Origin of the sequence: Actinoplanes sp. NBRC 103695, from assembly GCF_030269485.1 — a bacterium.
Classification (GTDB): Bacteria; Actinomycetota; Actinomycetes; order Mycobacteriales; family Micromonosporaceae; genus Actinoplanes.
The window spans coordinates 12,023-28,816 of record NZ_BSTL01000025.1 but is presented as its reverse complement, the minus strand read 5'-3'; the positions used below and the strand labels follow the sequence as shown (position 1 = coordinate 28,816).

At 70.5% G+C, this 16,794-nt stretch carries 17 protein-coding genes; 5 read left to right on the top strand and 12 right to left on the bottom strand.

Annotation, left to right across the window (positions count from 1 at the left end; translation table 11 throughout):
- Nucleotides 1-154 precede the first annotated feature (154 nt).
- Nucleotides 155-379, top strand: coding sequence for a DUF397 domain-containing protein (locus tag QSK31_RS35720; RefSeq protein WP_285689106.1), 225 nt, complete (start codon nucleotides 155-157; stop codon nucleotides 377-379).
- A 55-nt stretch (nucleotides 380-434) separates the two neighbouring features.
- Here the strand turns inward: QSK31_RS35720 and QSK31_RS35715 are convergent, their stop codons facing one another.
- Both QSK31_RS35715 and QSK31_RS35710 read right to left on the bottom strand, forming a co-directional pair.
- Nucleotides 435-1,823 (bottom strand): Nramp family divalent metal transporter, encoded by a 1,389-nt coding sequence (locus tag QSK31_RS35715; RefSeq protein WP_285689104.1) that lies wholly within the window; start codon nucleotides 1,821-1,823, stop codon nucleotides 435-437.
- Nucleotides 1,820-2,680: a shikimate dehydrogenase gene (locus tag QSK31_RS35710; protein ID WP_285689102.1), complete on the bottom strand. Its 861-nt coding sequence runs from the start codon at nucleotides 2,678-2,680 to the stop codon at nucleotides 1,820-1,822. Before QSK31_RS35710 ends, QSK31_RS35715 begins: the two co-directional genes overlap by 4 nt.
- An 80-nt stretch (nucleotides 2,681-2,760) precedes the next feature.
- On the opposite strand from QSK31_RS35710, the gene QSK31_RS35705 reads away from it, so the two are divergent.
- On the top strand, nucleotides 2,761-3,546 hold the full coding sequence (locus QSK31_RS35705) for an IclR family transcriptional regulator (RefSeq protein ID WP_285689100.1): 786 nt from the start codon (nucleotides 2,761-2,763) through the stop codon (nucleotides 3,544-3,546).
- A 100-nt stretch (nucleotides 3,547-3,646) separates the two neighbouring features.
- On the opposite strand, the gene QSK31_RS35700 is transcribed toward QSK31_RS35705, so the two are convergent.
- The 3 genes from QSK31_RS35700 to QSK31_RS35690 form a co-directional block, all read right to left on the bottom strand.
- Nucleotides 3,647-4,489: a hypothetical protein gene (locus QSK31_RS35700; protein WP_285689097.1), complete on the bottom strand. Its 843-nt coding sequence runs from the start codon at nucleotides 4,487-4,489 to the stop codon at nucleotides 3,647-3,649.
- Between the two features lie 122 nt (nucleotides 4,490-4,611).
- Nucleotides 4,612-5,370, bottom strand: a complete 759-nt coding sequence (locus tag QSK31_RS35695; RefSeq protein ID WP_285689095.1) for a hypothetical protein — start codon at nucleotides 5,368-5,370, stop codon at nucleotides 4,612-4,614.
- The gene (locus tag QSK31_RS35690) at nucleotides 5,367-5,900 is read right to left on the bottom strand and encodes a SigE family RNA polymerase sigma factor (protein ID WP_285689093.1); all 534 of its coding nucleotides are present in this window, start codon (nucleotides 5,898-5,900) and stop codon (nucleotides 5,367-5,369) included. Before QSK31_RS35690 ends, QSK31_RS35695 begins: the two co-directional genes overlap by 4 nt.
- 220 nt (nucleotides 5,901-6,120) lie before the next feature.
- On the opposite strand from QSK31_RS35690, the gene QSK31_RS35685 reads away from it, so the two are divergent.
- Both QSK31_RS35685 and QSK31_RS35680 read left to right on the top strand, forming a co-directional pair.
- Nucleotides 6,121-7,689, top strand: coding sequence for an MFS transporter (locus QSK31_RS35685; RefSeq protein ID WP_285689092.1), 1,569 nt, complete (start codon nucleotides 6,121-6,123; stop codon nucleotides 7,687-7,689).
- A 22-nt stretch (nucleotides 7,690-7,711) separates the two neighbouring features.
- Nucleotides 7,712-8,344 (top strand): TetR/AcrR family transcriptional regulator, encoded by a 633-nt coding sequence (locus QSK31_RS35680; RefSeq protein WP_285689090.1) that lies wholly within the window; start codon nucleotides 7,712-7,714, stop codon nucleotides 8,342-8,344.
- A gap of 234 nt (nucleotides 8,345-8,578) precedes the next feature.
- Here QSK31_RS35680 and QSK31_RS35675 read toward each other — a convergent pair whose 3' ends face one another.
- From QSK31_RS35675 to QSK31_RS35650, 6 genes are read right to left on the bottom strand one after another with little or no spacing between them, the layout of a single operon-like run.
- A complete protein-coding gene (locus tag QSK31_RS35675; RefSeq protein WP_285689088.1) occupies nucleotides 8,579-10,111 on the bottom strand; it encodes a SpoIIE family protein phosphatase in 1,533 nt (510 codons plus the stop codon).
- Nucleotides 10,108-11,451: a sensor histidine kinase gene (locus tag QSK31_RS35670; protein WP_285689085.1), complete on the bottom strand. Its 1,344-nt coding sequence runs from the start codon at nucleotides 11,449-11,451 to the stop codon at nucleotides 10,108-10,110. The genes QSK31_RS35675 and QSK31_RS35670 overlap by 4 nt, the downstream gene beginning before the upstream one ends.
- The gene (locus QSK31_RS35665) at nucleotides 11,444-12,481 is read right to left on the bottom strand and encodes a SpoIIE family protein phosphatase (protein WP_285689083.1); all 1,038 of its coding nucleotides are present in this window, start codon (nucleotides 12,479-12,481) and stop codon (nucleotides 11,444-11,446) included. The genes QSK31_RS35670 and QSK31_RS35665 overlap by 8 nt, the downstream gene beginning before the upstream one ends.
- Entirely contained in the window at nucleotides 12,469-12,864 is a 396-nt protein-coding gene (locus QSK31_RS35660; protein WP_285689081.1) for an ATP-binding protein, read from the bottom strand. The genes QSK31_RS35665 and QSK31_RS35660 overlap by 13 nt, the downstream gene beginning before the upstream one ends.
- Nucleotides 12,861-13,262, bottom strand: a complete 402-nt coding sequence (locus QSK31_RS35655; RefSeq protein WP_285689079.1) for an STAS domain-containing protein — start codon at nucleotides 13,260-13,262, stop codon at nucleotides 12,861-12,863. Before QSK31_RS35655 ends, QSK31_RS35660 begins: the two co-directional genes overlap by 4 nt.
- A gap of 1 nt (nucleotide 13,263) precedes the next feature.
- On the bottom strand, nucleotides 13,264-14,112 hold the full coding sequence (locus tag QSK31_RS35650; protein WP_285689077.1) for an STAS domain-containing protein: 849 nt from the start codon (nucleotides 14,110-14,112) through the stop codon (nucleotides 13,264-13,266).
- Between the two features lie 145 nt (nucleotides 14,113-14,257).
- Here QSK31_RS35650 and QSK31_RS35645 point away from each other — a divergent pair, with 145 nt between their 5' ends.
- Nucleotides 14,258-14,611, top strand: coding sequence for an STAS domain-containing protein (locus tag QSK31_RS35645; protein WP_285689075.1), 354 nt, complete (start codon nucleotides 14,258-14,260; stop codon nucleotides 14,609-14,611).
- Nucleotides 14,612-14,657: 46 nt separating this feature from the next.
- Here QSK31_RS35645 and QSK31_RS35640 read toward each other — a convergent pair whose 3' ends face one another.
- Nucleotides 14,658-16,733, bottom strand: a complete 2,076-nt coding sequence (locus QSK31_RS35640; protein ID WP_502873062.1) for a S9 family peptidase — start codon at nucleotides 16,731-16,733, stop codon at nucleotides 14,658-14,660.
- Nucleotides 16,734-16,794: the final 61 nt, after the last annotated feature.

The window sequence follows — 16,794 nt, the reverse complement described above, 5'->3', positions numbered from 1 at the left end:
AATTAAGGCCCATCCGTCTATGCCTCTGCGTAGTGGAGTGGCAGCTCAACGTGAGGAGAGCTCGCAGTAAACGCACATTCTGTCCGTTGCCCTGCGACTAGTAGCTGTTTGACTAGAGGGAAGGGGCCACGAGAACAACGAAAGGTGTTTGGGGATGAGTGTGTTTCTCAGTGCCGAGGAGCTGGGCGACGTGACCGCCTGGCGGAAGAGTTCCTTCAGCGGAGCCGCCGGTCACTGCGTGGAGGTGGCCGCCGTCGACGGTGGCGTCGCGGTCCGGAACAGCACCGAGCCCACGGCCGGCGCGCTGCGTTTCAGCGACGCGGAGTGGGCGGCGTTCGTCAGCGGGTGCAAGGCCGACGAGTTCGGCTTCATCGACTGACGGACAGCGGCGGGAGCGCCCGGCCACAGGCGCTCCCGCCGCCCCGCCACCTTCTCTACAGTTTCTGCAGCTGGGTCACGACCATCGCGACCGCGAAGAAGCCGTAGAACGCGATCGCCGCGAGCAGGCCGATCAGCCGCCAGCCGCGCAGGCGGATGGCCGCCGGCAGGTCGCGTACGTTGAGTTTCACCAGCAGGCACGAATAGAGCAGGGTGACCACCGACGCCGCGCAGGTGGACACGATCAGCAGGCCGAGCGGCTGGGTGAAGCCGGCCAGCAGGATGATCGACCCCAGCAGGATCTCGGCCCACACCACGCCGAGATACAGCTTCGACTCCGAGACGCGGGAGCCGAAGTTGGAGACGATGAAGTCGCTCGCCACCCGGCCGATCACGTCGAGCAGGCCCATCGCGGCGGCCCACAGCGACACCGCGGCGATCGCGAAGAACAGGATCTTCAGCCACGGTCCGACCGAGTCGGCCAGCACATCACCTTCGATGCGCAGGAACGACGGGTCGCTCTTGAGGTCGTCACGGCCGAAGAGCGTCTCGTACGCGAGAAGGCTCATGATCGTGATCGTCAGGAAGCAGACGAGCAGGAACGCCACCAGGTGCTCAGTGTTGGCCCGCTTCCACCACACCCGCCAGCGCGACAGGTTGGCCGGGTCCTGCGGGAACGTGTAGCGAGCCGCCCCGGAGGCCTCCTCCTGGCCGGTGATCGGCGAGATCAGGCGAGGCACGTGCGCGCCCATCCCGTACCGTTTGTCCCGGATCCAGTTGCTCAGCACCAGATTGTGCACACCGCCGGCGCCGGCCGCCCCGATCGCGCTCAGGATCAGCGTGAACGTGATCGCCTCGGGAATCTGCCCGAACCCGGTGACCGCCTCCTTGGCGCCCTTGCCCCAGGTGGACGCGGAGATCACGAACACCACCACGACGGCCAGGAAGAACAGGGTCAGTCCGACCTTGACGGCCTCCACGCGCTCGATCGTGGAGTATATGACCTTGGAGACGCTGAGGAGTACGCCGATGAGCACGAGCGCGATGACGGTGATCCACACCGGGTCGCCGCCGCCGACCAGATAGGTGAAGACGGTGGAGCCGCTGGTGGCCCACCCTGGCCAGACGTACTGGAACGCCCCGGCCAGGCAGATGATCACACCCCAGCCCTTCCACCATCGGGAGAATCCGGCGACCGCGGTCTGCCCGGTGGCCAGGGTGTACCGCTCGATCTCCATGTTGATCACGAACTGCACGACGAGCGTGGTGATCGCCAGCCAGAGCAGCCCGAGCCCGCCGATCGCGGTCAGGTACGGCCACAGGATGATCTCGCCGGCGGCCAGGCCGATGCCGACCGCGACGACGCCGGGCCCGATCATCTTGCGCAGGGACAGGGGTTCGGGCAGATCCTGGAGGACGGGTTCGGAATCGGGCGGACGGCTCATCGGATACCTCCGTGCAGCAGGTTTTCCAGGTGGTCGAACATCCGGCGGGTGTCCGCCACGAGCCCGGTGAACAGCTCGAACGCGGCCGCGGCCTGGTAGACGCACATCGCGGTGCCGCCGAGCGCGCGCAGGCCGAGCCGATCGGCGGCGCGCAGCAGGGCGGTCTCCATGGGCATGTAGACGATGTCGGCGACCCACAGCCCCGGATGCAGCAACTCGACCGGCAGCGGCAGGCCCGGCTGCGCGAGCATGCCGACCGGGGTGGCGTTGACCAGGCCGTTCGCCGCGGCCAGCGCGTCCGGGAGATGGTCGGGAGGCGCGACCGCGATGCGGTCGATCTCGAAGCGGGCGCTGAGGGCTTCGGCGAGCAGGCCCCGTCGCTGTTCGTCGGGGTCGATCACGACCAATTGGCGTACGCCCAGAGCAAGCTGAGCGAACGCGCAGGCCGCACCCGCGCCGCCCGCCCCGAGTTGCACCACCCGGTCGATCGCCGCGTCGGGCAACCCGTGCCGGAACGCCTGCGCGAAGCCGTGCGCGTCGGTGTTGTCGCCGAAGCGCCGGCCGTTCCGGAAGACCACGGTGTTGACCGCGCCGATGTCCCGCGCCTGCGGCGACAACTCGTCGAGCAGGCCGACCACCTGCTGCTTGAACGGGTGCGTCACGTTGACCCCGGCGAGGCCGGCGGACTCGGCGCGAGCCAGCAGGGTGCCCAGGTCGTGCGGCGTGCCCGGGCGGTCGACGTCGATCAGGGTGTACGCCAGATCCAGCCCGTGCGCACGGCCCTCGGCCTCGTGCAGGGCGGGGGACAGCGAGGTCGCTATGCCCGCGCCGATCAGGCCGCACCGGATCGAGGTCATCCACGCTCCATCGTTAAAACTTGATGTACGAACTGGTACGTTAGTAACCGGCGCAGCCACCTCCCTGTCAAGGAGAAGCGATGGAACGTGCCGCTCAGCGGAACATCCCCGACGTCGCCGTCGCCCGCATCGCAGCCGTCCTGACCTGCTTCGACGACGTCCACCGCTCGCTGCGCGTCTCCGAGGTCAGCCGTCGTTCCGGGTTGCCGATGTCCACCACCTCGCGGCTGGTCGCCGAGCTGGTCCGCTACGGATTTCTGTGGCGGGCCGGCGCCGGCCTGCGGCTGGGTGAGCTCGTCGCCGCCACCGGCCGGCTGGCCGCCACCGACGGTGACCTGCGCACGCTGGCCGAGCCGCATCTGACCGACCTGACCGCCGCCACCGGTCTGACCGCCCACCTGACCGTTCTCGACGGTCCGTACGCGATCCGCCTGGCTTCCGCCGACCCGGGTGATGCGTGTATGTGCTCAGAGCAAAGCGAGCGTGAGAGGCATGCTTCACGTGATGCGCATATGTGCTCAGAGCAAAGGGCCGTCGCGGCACATGCCTGTGCGGCCGGCAAGGCGTTGCTGGCTGCCGCGAGCCCCGAGGTCGTCGATGGGATCTGCGCGGCGTCGCTGGCCGCGACCGGGCCGCGCACGATCACCGATCCGCGCCGGCTGCGGCGCGAGCTCGACCGGATCCGGAGCGGCGGTGTCGCCTACGACTGCGAGGAGTCGGGGCGCGGCCTCGGGGGACTGGCGGAGGTCATCCCCGGGCGCGACGTGGCGGTGGAGGTGGCCGGCCGGGTGAACGCCCTGGACCCGAGAGCCGTCGCGCCCGCGCTCCGGCTGGTCACGCGGGCCCTCGGGCGAATACTCAACTAGTCACGGACGTGGTAGCGCCCGTTGGTGCCGTAAAACAGCCTGAGATCGGCGATCGCCGCGCGGCCACGGGCGATCGCCGATCTCAGGGGAGGCGGCTCAGTCAGTTCAACGCACAGGGGGCTAGCGCGTCGAATCCGACCGGCTTCGCCGCGGTGCGGCCGATGGCGGTGGCCATGCGGTTGATCGTGGCGACCCGCTTGTCCTCCAGCGGGCCGATGATCGCATTCTGCACGAAGTTCGGGCCGCCCTGGTCGCCGTCGCGGGTTAGGCGGGCGTTGGCCTCGTCGATCTGGGTCTGCAGCAGGGCGAGGTTGCCGTCGATCTCGGCCTGGGCGGACGCCGGTACGGCGGGCAGCCGGCTCGCCACGTCCGGGCAGGAGATGACGCCGAACGGAGTGGCGTCGTCGCCGCCGTCCTCGGCGGGCGGGGCTTCCTCGGCGGGCGGAGCCTCTTCAGCGGGCGGGGCCTCTTCAGCGGGCGGGGCTTCCTCAGCGGGCGGGGCGGCCTCGTCGGACACCGAGCACGCGGCCAGGCGATCGAGGCCCTGCGGCTTCTCGGCGGCCCGTCCGATCGAGATGGCGATCCGGTCGATCGTGCTGATCCGCTTGTCCTTGAGCGGACCGATGATCGCGTTGTTCACGAAGTTCGGGCCGCCCTGGTCGCCGTCGCGGGTCAGGTGGGCGTTGGCCTCGTCGATCTGGGTCTGCAGCAGCGCCAGGTTGCGCTCGACCTCGGCCGCCGCGCGCGCCGGGATCTCCGGCAGCTGGCTCTCCACATCGGGGCAGGAGATGACCCCGAACGGAGCGGCCGCGCCGGTGCTGTCGCCACTCTCGGAGGCCATCGCCACGCCGAGACCGGCGCCGGTCGCCACCAGCACTGCCGCGCCGATCGTCACGGGCTTCCACCAGCGGCGGGTTCCCTGCCTGCGCCACGAGCCGTTCATGTTCCACCTGGCTTTCGTTAGGACGTCTACGTCGATCGGTACGGACGTCCCCGCCGGGCTCGTTCAAGATTTTCCGGACCCGAGGAAAGCACCCGCGAAGGTTGCTCTCGAGTTCCTTAAGTTCAGATGAAATCGCCACGGGACGTGGCGTCGACGTCTCCCGCGCGGACGTCCACTTCGAACGAGTCGCCGTCGTGGGCGCGTCCGGGGCCGTGCGAGAACTGCGCCGCGAAGACGTAGGTGCCGGGCCGGAGCTTGGCGCCGTCCTTCAACCGGTACGTGTAGAGCAGCGCGTCCGGGGTGTCCTTCGCGGTGAACGTGAGGTCCGAGTTCGGCACGGTGGTGAACCAGCCGGCCCGGGTGGCGTCGTCGGTCCGGTCGACCCGGACGGTCACCTCGACCCAGGCCGCCTCGTCCGCCTTGATGGTCACGGTGTTCTGGGTCCAGTTCGACCCGGAGTTCTTGTCCACGGTCCCGGAGACCGCGACGAGCTCGGGCTCGGCCGGCGGCTTCCCGGGAGAGGTCGTCGCCGGGCGGGTGGGCGGCGTCGTGGCCGGCCGGGTCGACGGTGGCTCGGAGGCGGGCCGCTTCGAAGCCGGTGGCTCGGCGGCCGATGACGCCGCGCCCGACGAGGCTGCCGGGGGCGGGGCGACCGCGGCCACCGGCGCTGGGGGAGATGAGTCGTTCAGCTGGACCGCCACCACACCGCCGACCGCCACGGCCACGACGGCCAGGGCGACCGCGGCGGGCCGGATCCGGTCGCGACGGGCGGCTGCGGCCCGCCGGGTGGCGGCGCGGCGGGCGATCGCGGCGCTGTCCGGCACGTACGCGTCGGCGGCGTGCCGCAGCTCGAACCGCAACCGGTCGTCGGAGTGGCTCATCGGCGCTCCAGGACCGGCAGCAGGCCGAGGTCGTCCACGGTGCCCGCCTTGCGCAGCAGCGTGGCGAGCTGGTCGGCGCCCCGCGAGGTGTGGCTCTTCACCGCGCCCACCGAGATCCCGAGGATCGCCGCCACCTCCTTCTCCGGCACGTCGAACGCGTAACGCAGCACCACGCACTCGCGTCGCCGGATCGGCAGCCGGCGCAGCGCCGCCCGCACGTCGAGCACCGCCGGGACGTCAGGCCCGCGGTACTCGTCGGTGCTCAGCCGGCTGCGCAGCAGACCCAGTCGTTCCCGGCGTTCCCGGCGCAGCCAGCCGCGGGCGGTGTTGGCGAGCACGCCCCGGGCGTACCCCAGGGGGTTGCCCGTCGACCTGACCCGGCGCCAGTGCCGCCAGATCTCCACCAACGCATCCGCCGCGATGTCGGCCGCGGCGTTCGGGTCGCCGGTGATCAGGTACGCCAGGCGCGCGAGATCGGTGTGATGGCGCGCGAAGAAAGCCTGGTAGGCAGCCTCCTCGTCAGCACGCACAGCCAGTTCTACGTAGCGGAGCCGCCGACGGTTCGACGGACGCTCGACCGGGCGCTCGACCGGCGCTCGACCGGCGCTCGACCGGCGCTCGACCGGGCGCTCGGTCGACGTGAGGAGAGACACATTCGATACGAGTCCGTTCCGTATCGGAGCAGACGATCGTAGTGTGCTGATGGGATACGGATCAGTTCCGTATCGTAAACGGGAAAGTGAGCTCGACATGAACGGACATCCCCGCCGCTGGGCGATCCTGGGCGTCCTCGTCATCAGCCTGCTGGTCGTCGTCCTGGACAACACGGTCCTCAACGTGGCCATGCGCACCATCGCCGACCCGGAGCACGGCCTGGGTGCCACCCAGAGCCAGCTCGAGTGGGCCATCAACTCGTACACCCTGGTCTTCGCCGGCCTGCTCTTCACCGCCGGCGTTCTGGCCGACCGCTACGGCCGCCGGCTCAGCCTGATCGTCGGCCTGTCGATCTTCGGCATCTCGTCGCTGGTGTCGGCCTACGCCGCGACCTCCGGCCAGCTGATCACCGCCCGCGCAGTGATGGGCCTGGGCGCCGCCGCGATCATGCCGGCCACCCTGTCGATCATCGCCAACGTCTTCGACCCCAGCGAGCGCGGCCGTGCCATCGGCGTCTGGGCCGGGGCCGTCGGCCTCGGCGTCGCGATCGGCCCGATCGTCGGCGGTCTCCTGCTGGAGAACTTCTGGTGGGGTTCGGTCTTCCTGATCAACGTGCCCGTCGTGATCGTCGGCATCGTGCTGGTCGCGGTGCTCGTCCCGGAGTCCCGCGACCCGCGGCCCGGCAAGATCGACATCGGCGGCGTGCTGCTCTCGGTGGTCGGGCTCAGCCTGCTCACCTACGGCGTGATCGAGGGCGGTGAGAAGGGCTTCTCCGACCCGCTGGCCTGGGGCGCCCTGCTCGTCGCGGTTCTCGTGCTGACCGGCTTCGTGCTGTGGGAGCGCAGCCGCGAGTTCCCGGCGCTGGACGTCAAACTCTTCACCAACCGCCAGTTCGCCGCCTCCACCGGCGTGATCGGCCTGATCTTCTTCGCCGCCATGGGCGCGATGTTCTTCAGCGCCTTCTACCTCCAGCTGGTCCGCGACTACGGCCCGCTGGCCTCCGGTGCCCTGTTCGTGCCGTTCGCGGTCGGCCAGCTGGTCTTCGCGCCGCGCAGCGCCGCCATGGTCAAGCGGTTCGGGCCCCGCGCGGTCAGCACGGTCGGCCTGCTGCTGGTCACCGCCGGCCTGGCCGGGTTCATCTTCATCGGCGCGACCACCCCGATCTGGATCGTCGGCGGGCTGTTCTTCCTGATGGGCGTGGGCATGGCGAACGTCATGCCGCCGGCCACCGAGTCGATCATGGCGGCGCTGCCGCGGGAGAAGGCCGGTGTCGGCTCCGCGGTCAGCAACACCATCCGTCAGGTCGGCGGCGCCCTCGGCGTGGCCGCGCTCGGCGCCGTGGTCAGCTCGGTCTACCGCGACAACGTCGCGGGCACGACCGAAGGCCTTCCGGCGGCGGCTCGCACGGCCGCGGAGGAGTCCATCTCCGGTGCGTACGGCGTGGCCGAGCAGGCGGGTCCGGCCGGCGCCGGGCTGATCCAGTCGGCCAACGACGCCTTCATCACGGCGATGCACTACGCGTCGATCGCCAGCGTCGTGGTCGCCCTCCTGGGCGTCGCCGCGGCAGCGATCTGGCTGCCCGGCAAGCGTCCCCCGCAGGCGCCCGCGCCGACCGTGGAAGAGAGCCTGGCCGAGGAGCAGGGCGTCGCCCTGGTCGAGGCGTAACGCACAAGCAACAATGGATGACATGACGACCGCCAGCGCGGAGACGACGGCCGACCTGGAGCCCAGTGCCGATCTCAAAGGCCGGGCTCCGGGTCGGCCCCGCAGTGCGAAGGCCGACGAGGCCATCATGAGTGCCGTGATCGACCTGCTCAGCGAGGGGCAGGCCGGGTCCGCCCTGTCGATGGAGGCGGTCGCGGCCCGGGCCGGGGTCGGCAAGGCCACCATCTACCGCCGCTGGCCCAACAAGGAGGCCATGCTGATCGACGCGGTCCGCACCATGAAAGGCCCGCCGGTGCGGCCGCCCGGCGAGTCGGTCCGGGGCGACCTGATCGCGCTGGCCAGCGCCAACCGGGGCAAGCGCATGGAGGCGTACGGCAAGGTCACCGCCTGCCTGCTCCCCGACCTGTTGCGCGACGAGGAGCTGCGGGCGGCGTTCGCGGCCGTCATGGAACCCCGCCGCAACCTGACCCGCGAGGTGCTCCGGCGCGGCATCGCCAACGGCGAACTGCGCGCCGACCTGGACGTGGAGCTCAGCCTGCTGATGCTGACCGCGCCCATCATGGTGCAGAACTGGCTCAACTGGAACCCGAACGTCCCGCACGAGGGTTTCGCCGAGGTGCTGGTCGACGCCTTCCTGCGAGGCGCCGCGGCCTGAGGTGCGGCTGTCCACAGGCCTCAGTTGCCGGCCACGAGCCGCCGGATCAGCCACCGAGCATCAGCGCCTCGCGGAAGTCGTTGCCGGTGATCTCGTTGGGCCGCCCGCCGGTCCCGCCACGGTCAGCTCGCGGAAGTCGCCGCTGAACACGCGGTCGAGCCGCCGCCCTCCGAAGTCCGTGCCATGGTGTTCCTCGTCGAGGAGAATCAGTTGCCCACCGGCCATCGGCGCGGGTCAGACCGTGGCGCGGCGCAGGGCGACGACGGCGATGTCGTCGGCGCGCTGGCCGCCGCCGGCCAGGCGGTCGAGCAGGCGGCTGCAGAAGGCGTCCAGGTCCGGCTCGATGTCGGCGGCGCACTCGGCCAGGGCGGCCAGGCCGACGTCGATGTCCGCGTCGCGGCGCTCGACCAGGCCGTCGGTGTAGAGGACCAGCGTGCCGCCCGGAGGCAGGACGAACTCCAGGTCGTCGGGGCGCTTGGCGGTGATGCCGAGCAGCGGGCCGTGCGTCTCCAGGAAGCGGACCCCGTCGGCGGTACGCAGCAGCGGCGGCGGATGCCCGGCGCTGGCCAGGCGGACGCGACCGGTCTCCGGCTCCAGGGTGAACAGGCACACCGTGGCCGAGTCGGTCGGCAGCACCGTACGCATGAAGTGGTTGACCAGCTCGAGAACCGCGCCCGGCGGATGGCCCTCGACCGCGTAGGCGCGCACCGCGTGCCGTAGCTCGGCCATCACCGTGGCCGCGTGCAGCGAGTGCCCGGCCACATCGCCGATCGCCACCAGGAGCCGGCCGTCCACCATGGTCATCTCGTAGAAGTCGCCGCCGACCTCGGTCTGGTGACCGGCCGGCTCGTAGCGGACCGCGCGGTCCAGGCCCGGCACCACCGGCAGCCGCGACTGCAGCAGGCTGCGCTGGAGCATGACCGCGATCCGGTGCTCCTCGTCGTACGAGCGTTGCGCCTCCACCGCGGCCGCCACCGCCTGGGCGAGCTGGCGCAGCACCGGGAAGCCGGGCGTCTGCGAGCTGCTCGGCACGGCCACGTAGACCGGGGCGCGGTCGGCCCGCAGCCGGGCCACGGCCACCGCCACCGACTCGCCGTCCGGCCAGTCGACCACGGTCCAGGAGGCCGGCTCGTCGGTGCGCACCACGGAGCCGACGGCCACGTTGCGTTCGTCGAGCGACCAGGGGACGGCGGTGGCAGCACCGGTCGAGGCCAGGCTGACGCCGTCGGAGTTCTCGGCCAGCACCACCACGGGGCTGCCGAAGATCGCGCGCGCGCCGGCGGCAGCCGCATCCAGCAGACCGGACAACGTGGACGCCGAGTTGATCTCCAAAGTGGTCTCGGCGAGCTTGATCATGCGTCCGGCCAGGGTCTCGGCGCGCTGCCGGGCCCGGTAGTAGCGCAGCACCGCCTGGACGGTCGCGATCAGCTCGTCCGGCTCGATCGGCTCCACCAGGTACGCGTCCGCGCCCCGGTTGAGGCCCTGCGCCCGGTCGGCCACGTCCACCGCGTGAGCCGACACGTGGATCACCGGCAGCACTCCGTACTCGGGATCGCTCTTGATCCTCTCGCACACGTCGAAGCCGCTCATGTCGGGCAGCTTCACGTCGAGCACCACGAGGTCCACATCGGCGTCCGGGATCAGGGCCAGCGCGTCCGTGCCCGTCTCCGCCTCCAGCACCTGGAATCCGGCCCGGGTCAGCCAGCTCACCAGCAGGTAACGCTTGGTGGCGCTGTCGTCGACGACCAGGATCGAGGCGGGTGTCATGGCCCACCGACCGGCAGGGCGACGGTGAACGTGCTGCCCTTCCCGGGCTCGGACGTGACCCGGAGCGCGCCGCCGAGGATGGTGACCAGGCGGCGGGCGTACGGCAGGCCGAGGCCGGTGCCCTTGCCGCTCAGCGCCCGGCTGCCGGGCACCTGGTAGAACTCCTCGAAGATGCGCTCGTGCAGCTCGGGCGGGATGCCGGCGCCGGTGTCCGCGACCTCGAAGACCGCGTCGTCGCCGGCCCGGGTGACCCGCAGCCGCACCGACCCGGCGGCGGTGAACTTGATCGCGTTGGTCAGCAGGTTGCGCAGCACCTGGCCGAGCAGCACCTCGTCGGTCCGGATCGACGGCAGCCCCGGCTCCTCGACGACGAACTCCACTTCGGGCCGGGTGGCCAGCGGCCGCAGGGTGCCGCGCAGCTGGCCGAAGACCGCGCGCAGGTCCACATCGGACGGCACCGGATCGATCCGGCCGGCCTCCGCCTTGGCCAGGTCGAGCAGGTCGTTGACCAGCGTGAGCAGATCGGTGGCCGAGGTGCGGATCAGCTCGACCTGGCGGCCCTGCTCACTGGTCAACTTGTCCGAGCCCTCGTCGGCGAGCAGCCGGCCCAGCCCGATAATCGCGGTGACCGGGGCGCGCAGCTCGTGGCTGACGTTGGCCAGGAACCGGCTCTTCGCCTCGCTCGCCGCGCGCAGCTGCACCGATTTCTCGTCCAGCTCGGCGTAGAGCGCGACCACGCCGCGGTTGGTCTCCTCCAGCTCCTCGGAAAGCTGGTTGTAGAGCGCCATCACGCCCTTGTTGGTCTCCTCCAGCTCGGCGTTGAGGCGGGCCAGGTCGTCGCGCTGGGCGCGCACCTCATCGAGGGCGGCGATGAGCTGCTGATTTTGTACCGCCAGCTCGTCCAGAGGAGTGCCGGGGCGGTGTTCGTCGAGGCGGGCGCGGATCTCGTCCATGTGATCGAGAGTCAGCCGCGCGGCGCCTGGTGGCAGGCGGCGGGCCATGCGCACCACGGTACCCGTCTCGCCATCAGCGACCTCCATCGTGTCGACCAGCCGGCCGACGGCTTTCAGCTGCTGGGCGAGCGTCGCCGCGTCGCCCCGCGCCGGATGCTCCATCTCTACCAGAAGAGTAGGCGCCGGGTCGCGCCGCAGCTGGAACGCCACGGTGGTGACCTGCCCGCTGGCGACCATCACCCGGGCCGCCTCGCTGAGCGCGGTCGCCACCCTGGTCTGGTCCTGACCCTCCAGGCCCACCTCGCGGGCGACCTCGCGGCCGAGCTGCCGGACCGCGAAGACGTCCTGGGCGACCCCGATCCGCATGTGGGCCAGCAGGTCATCCATGGCGGGCTACCAGAACACCGGCGTCGTCGCGCCGAGTCCCCGCGTCGCGCAGCACGGTCGCCGCGATCACCTGCGGCGAATGGGTCAGCAGGCCGGGGTAGTCGTCCGGGCGCCACCTGTCGACCACGCCGTCGGAGTGCATGAGCAGCATGGCGCCGGGCGGGAAGGGGTAGTCGTACGCCCGGATCTGCCGCCGTTGATGTCCGGCGATGCCGGGCAACGAGACCAGGCCACGGCGCGGGCTGCCGGTGGTGTGGATCGAGCCGGCGATGTTGCCCAGTCCGGCGTAGTGCAGGACGTCGGCCGCGTCGTCGATCTCGGCCACCGCGAGGGCCGCGCCGCGGGTGTGCGAGAGGCCGCTGTGCAGGGCCTCCACGACCGTGGCGGGCGGTGCGGGTGCGGTGTTGGTGAAGACGCGTACGGCCTCGTGGGCGGCCGCCGCGGCCAGCGGGCCGTGTCCCAGCCCGTCCACCACGAGCACCTGCCGCCGGCCGTCCGCGATCCGCACCGCGATCCCGTCGCCGCTGACCTGCTCGCCCGCCAGCGGCCGGGTGATTCCGCCGGCCAGGTGGGGCGCGGGCGCCGTCGTCGGCCAGACCTGGGCGGCGAGCACCGTTCCCTTCCCGGGTACGGAGTGCAGATCGGCCCAGCTGGCCTGCCTCAGGATCGCGCCGAGCCCGATGCCCAGCGTGCCCGTGGTGGAGTGCCCGTCGAAGGCCGACCGGGCGACGTCGGCCATGCCGGGACCGCTGTCCACCGCGATCACCTCGACCCCGGCGTTCGTCGCGTCCCGGACCGTACGCACCAGCATCACGCCCTGCTCGGCGTGCTTGACCAGGTTGCCGGCCGCTTCGGCGACCAGGATCGACAGGTCGGCCAGCCGCTTGGCGGGCAGGGCGAGCTCGGTGGCCAGCCGTTCCGCCGCGCGGCGCACGCCGGACGCCGAGCCGGCCTCCTCGACCCGGAACCAGGTCCCGCCGTCCAGCAGCCCGTCCGGCAGCGAGACGGCGCCCCCGTTCACCGGCACCACTTGGTCACGGTGATGCTCGTGCCCTCCCCGACCTTGGTGTCGATGTCGAACTCGTCGACCAGCCGGCGCGCGCCGGACAGGCCCAGCCCCAGCCCGCCGCCGGTGGTGTAGCCGTCGGTCAGGGCCAGGTCCAGGTCGGCGATGCCCGGTCCCTCATCGGCGAAGACGATCCGGATGCCTTTGCGGCGCCCGTTGTCCACCGATATCAGCTCGACCGTGCCGCCGCCGCCGTAGACCAGCGTGTTGCGTGCCAGCTCGCTGGCGGCGGTGACCAGCTTGGTCTGGTCGACGAGGGAGAGCTTGGCGGCCACGGCCGCGGTCCGGACCAGCTGGCGGACGCGGACGACGTCCTGGTCGGAGGCGACCGTGATCCGATCGCTCATGACGTGGCTACCGGCTCTTCCTCGCCCCCGACGGGCTCCGGCTCGGGCTCGTCCTGCGCCAGCATCGCCATGCCCAGCTCGACGTTCAGGGCGGTGCGGATGCCGGGCAGCGACAGGCCCAGCTCGACCAGCGTGATCGCCACGGCCGGGCGCATGCCCACCACCACGGTCTCGGCGTCCAGCACCCTGGAGATCGAGGCGATGGTGGCCAGGGTGCGGCCGACGAAGGAGTCGACGATGTCCAGCGCGCTGATGTCGATGATCACGCCGTGGCAGCCGGTGGCGACGATCCGATCCGCCAGGTCTTCTTGCAGCTGGAGGGCGACCTGGTCCTCCATGTCGATCTGGATCGAGACGAGGAGGATGTCACCGATCTTCAGGACCGGGACGCGCTCCACCTCAGCGCGCCTTCGGCTGGGCGCTGTTGAGCTTGATGACGTGCCGCAGCGCGTCGGCCAGGGTCGCCTTGGTGGCGATGTCGCCGAACTCGATGCCGAGCGCCACGATCGTCTGGGCGATCTGCGGGCGGATGCCGGAGATGATGCACTCGGCGCCCATCAGGCGGGCGGCGACCACGGTCTTCAGCACGTGCTGGGCGACCTGGGTGTCCACCGCCGGCACGCCGGTGATGTCGATGATCGCGTACGGGGAACTGGTGTCCACCAGCGTCTGCAGGAGGCGTTCCATGACCACCTGGGCGCGGGCCGAGTCGAGCGTGCCGACCAGCGGGACCGCGACCACGCCGTCCCACAGCTTGACCACCGGGGTGGACAGCTCGAGCAGCTGCTCGGCCTGGTCGGAGATCAGTTCCTCGCGGACCCGGACGTAGCTGTCGAAGGTGAAGAGGGCGGCCCGGTCGACGAAGGCCGAGTACGCCACGAAGTCACGCAACGTAGTCGCATCTGCCTCGCCAGACCCATCCAGAATGCCCAGAAGGGCCTCCTTCAGGGCGTACACGCTGACCGCGGTCTCATTCGCCGAAAAGCCCTGCCGGGCTCTCGTCGTCGAAAGGTCACTGAGCAGGCCGCGCAGCTCACCGGACGCGTCGGCGTCGAGATCGCCGGCGCCGCCGTCCATCGCCGCCTGGAAACCGCGCTGGAGCTCGCCCATCTGGCGTTCCAGCTCGGCGTGGCTCAACCGGCCGCGGAAGTTCGACGCCACGATTTCCGTCCACCTGCGGGTCAGCTCGTCAGAGTGCCCCTTCAGCAGGTCGGCGAAGCGGCTCGCCTCGTCCGAACTCAGCGCCACGATGGTCTCCTCATGTTGCGGGCCGACTCCGACGGGCGGGACTCTACCACCGGGTCATCGAATAGTTGCCGTGCACCAACTAACGCCCCGTGCTGCACGTCACCGGGTCCGTGGAGTACCGTCTGTTCATAACTGGAGGTCCTGAATGTCCCTGACGGTACAAACGGAACAACGTGGCGATCTCGTCGTCGTCTCGGTGGCCGGCGAGCTCGACATGGCCACCGCCCCTCAGCTCCAGGATCAGATCAGCGACCTGCTGGAAAAGGGTCGCAACCGGCTGATCTTCGACCTGGCTGAGGTCTCGTTCTGCGACTCCACCGGACTGTCGGTCTTCGTCCGGGCCAAGAACAGCACGGACGACGCCGGTGGCGTGGTGCGCCTGGCCGCCCCGCAACGCGGCGTGCTGCGCATCCTCGAGGTGAGCGGGCTGGTCGAGGTGCTGCACACGTACCCCTCGGTGGATGAGGCTGTCGACGCCCAAGAAAGCCCCGCCACCTAGGTCTTCTCGTGTGAAAGCCCCCCTCCGCGGAGGGGGGCTTTCGCCATTAGGAGCGGCCCAGCACGTCCAAGGTCCAGGCCGTCATGAAGGCCTCTTCCTTCCAGGCGTCGTAGCGCCCGCTCGGCCCGCCGTGCCCGGCGCCCATCTCCGTCTTCAACAGGTACGAGCCCTCCGGCGCCACGGCGCGCAGCCTGGCCACCCACTTCGTCGGCTCGGTGTAGAGCACCCGGGTGTCGTTCAGCCCGCTCATCGCCAGGATCCTCGGGTACCGGACCGGTCGGACGTTCTCGTACGGGCTGTACGACTTCATGTAGGCGTACACGTCCGCCGACTCCAGCGGGTTGCCCCACTCCTCCCACTCGGTGACCGTGAGAGGCAGGGACGGGTCCAGGATCGTGGTCAGCGGGTCCACGAACGGAACCTGCGCCACGATCCCGGCGAACGCCTCCGGCGCCAGGTTGGCCACCGCGCCCATCAGCAGGCCACCCGCCGAGCCGCCCCGGGCGACCAGCCGATCGGCCGACGTCCACGACTTCTTGACCAGCGCGTCCGCGCACGCCACGAAATCGGTGAACGTGTTCTTCTTGGCGAGCATCTTGCCGTCCTCGTACCAGCGCCGGCCCATCTCGCCGCCGCCGCGGATGTGCGCGATCGCGTACACCACGCCGCGGTCCAGCAGGGACAGCCGGGCGATCGAGAAGTACGGGTCGATGCTGTACTCGTACGAGCCGTAGCCGTAGAGCAGGACCGGCGCGGAGCCGTCCCGAGGCGTGCCCTTCAGCGCCACGATCGAGATCGGGACCTTCGTGCCGTCGTCGGCGATCGCCCACTCGCGGAACTGCTCGTAACCCGCCGGGTCGTAGCCGCCGAGCACCGGCTGCTGCTTGCGCAGCGTCATCTGGCGGGTGATCAGGTCCACGTCGTACACCGACTCGGGGGTGATCATCGACGTGTAGCTGATGCGCACGGTGGACGTGTCGTACTCCGGGCTGGAGGTCAGTCCGACGCTGTGCAGCGGCTCGGGGAACTCCATGTCGTACGCCTCGGTGCTGCCGTCGGCGATCACCCGCAGGCCGGTCAGCCCGTCCTTGCGCAGCGAGATCACCACGTGCCGCTGGAACGAGTCGACCGACTCGAGCCGGATGCCCGCCTGTTCCGGGATCAGGTCCACCCAGTCGCCCGGCGCGTCCGCCGACGTGTACGACAGGGCGAAGTCCTCGGCGCCGAGATTGTGCAGGATCAGGAAGCGGTGGCCGTGATGCTCCACCGAGTACTCCACGCCCTGCCGGTGCGGGGCGATCAGGATCGGCTCCGAGGCCGGGGCGTCGGCGGGAATCGCGCGTACCTCAGAAGTGATCTTGCTGTGCGCGTCGATCAGGATGAACTTCTGGCTGCGGGTGAGCTCCACCCCCACGAAGAAGCGCTCGTCCGGCTCCTCGAAGACCTTCACGTCCTCCGCGGCCGGGCGGCCGACAGTGTGCCGCCACACCCGGTAGGGCCGCCAGGCGTCGTCCACAGTGATGTAGAACAGCGCGGACGCGTCCAGCGACCACGCGCTGCCGTAACCCGTGTCGGTGACCTCGTCGGCCAGCACCTCGCCGGACCGCAGATCCTTCACCTTCAGGGTGAACCGCTCGTCGCCGGAGAAGTCGGTGGAGAACGCCAGCCAGTTGCCGTCCGGGCTCACGTCGAACGCGCCCAGCTGGAAGAACTCCTGGCCGGCGGCGAGCTCGTTGCCGTCCAGCAGCACCTGTTCCCCGGCCTGGCCCTCGGCGGGCGGGTCCGTCTCACCGGGCCGGGCCGGCACTCGACAGTGGATGCCGTACTGCTTGCCCTCCTCCGTGCGGGTGTAGTACCACCACTCGCCCTTGCGGACCGGGACGGTCAGGTCGGTCTCCTGCGTCCGCGCCTTGATCTCGCCGAAGACGGTCTCGCGCAGGCCGGCCAGATGGGTGGTGGACCGCTCGGTGAAGGCGTTCTCCGCCTCCAGATAGGCGATGGTGTCGGGGTTGTCCTTATCCGCCAGCCAGGCGTACTCGTCCGTCACGGTGTCGCCGTGGAAGGTCCGCTCCGAGGGCACACGGGCGACCGAGGGCGGGCTGTCGGGCACATTGCTCGTCACCCCGCACAGGTTACCGGCGCGTTCCCCCAAGTCAGCGGCGGCTAGTCGCATGAACAGCCCT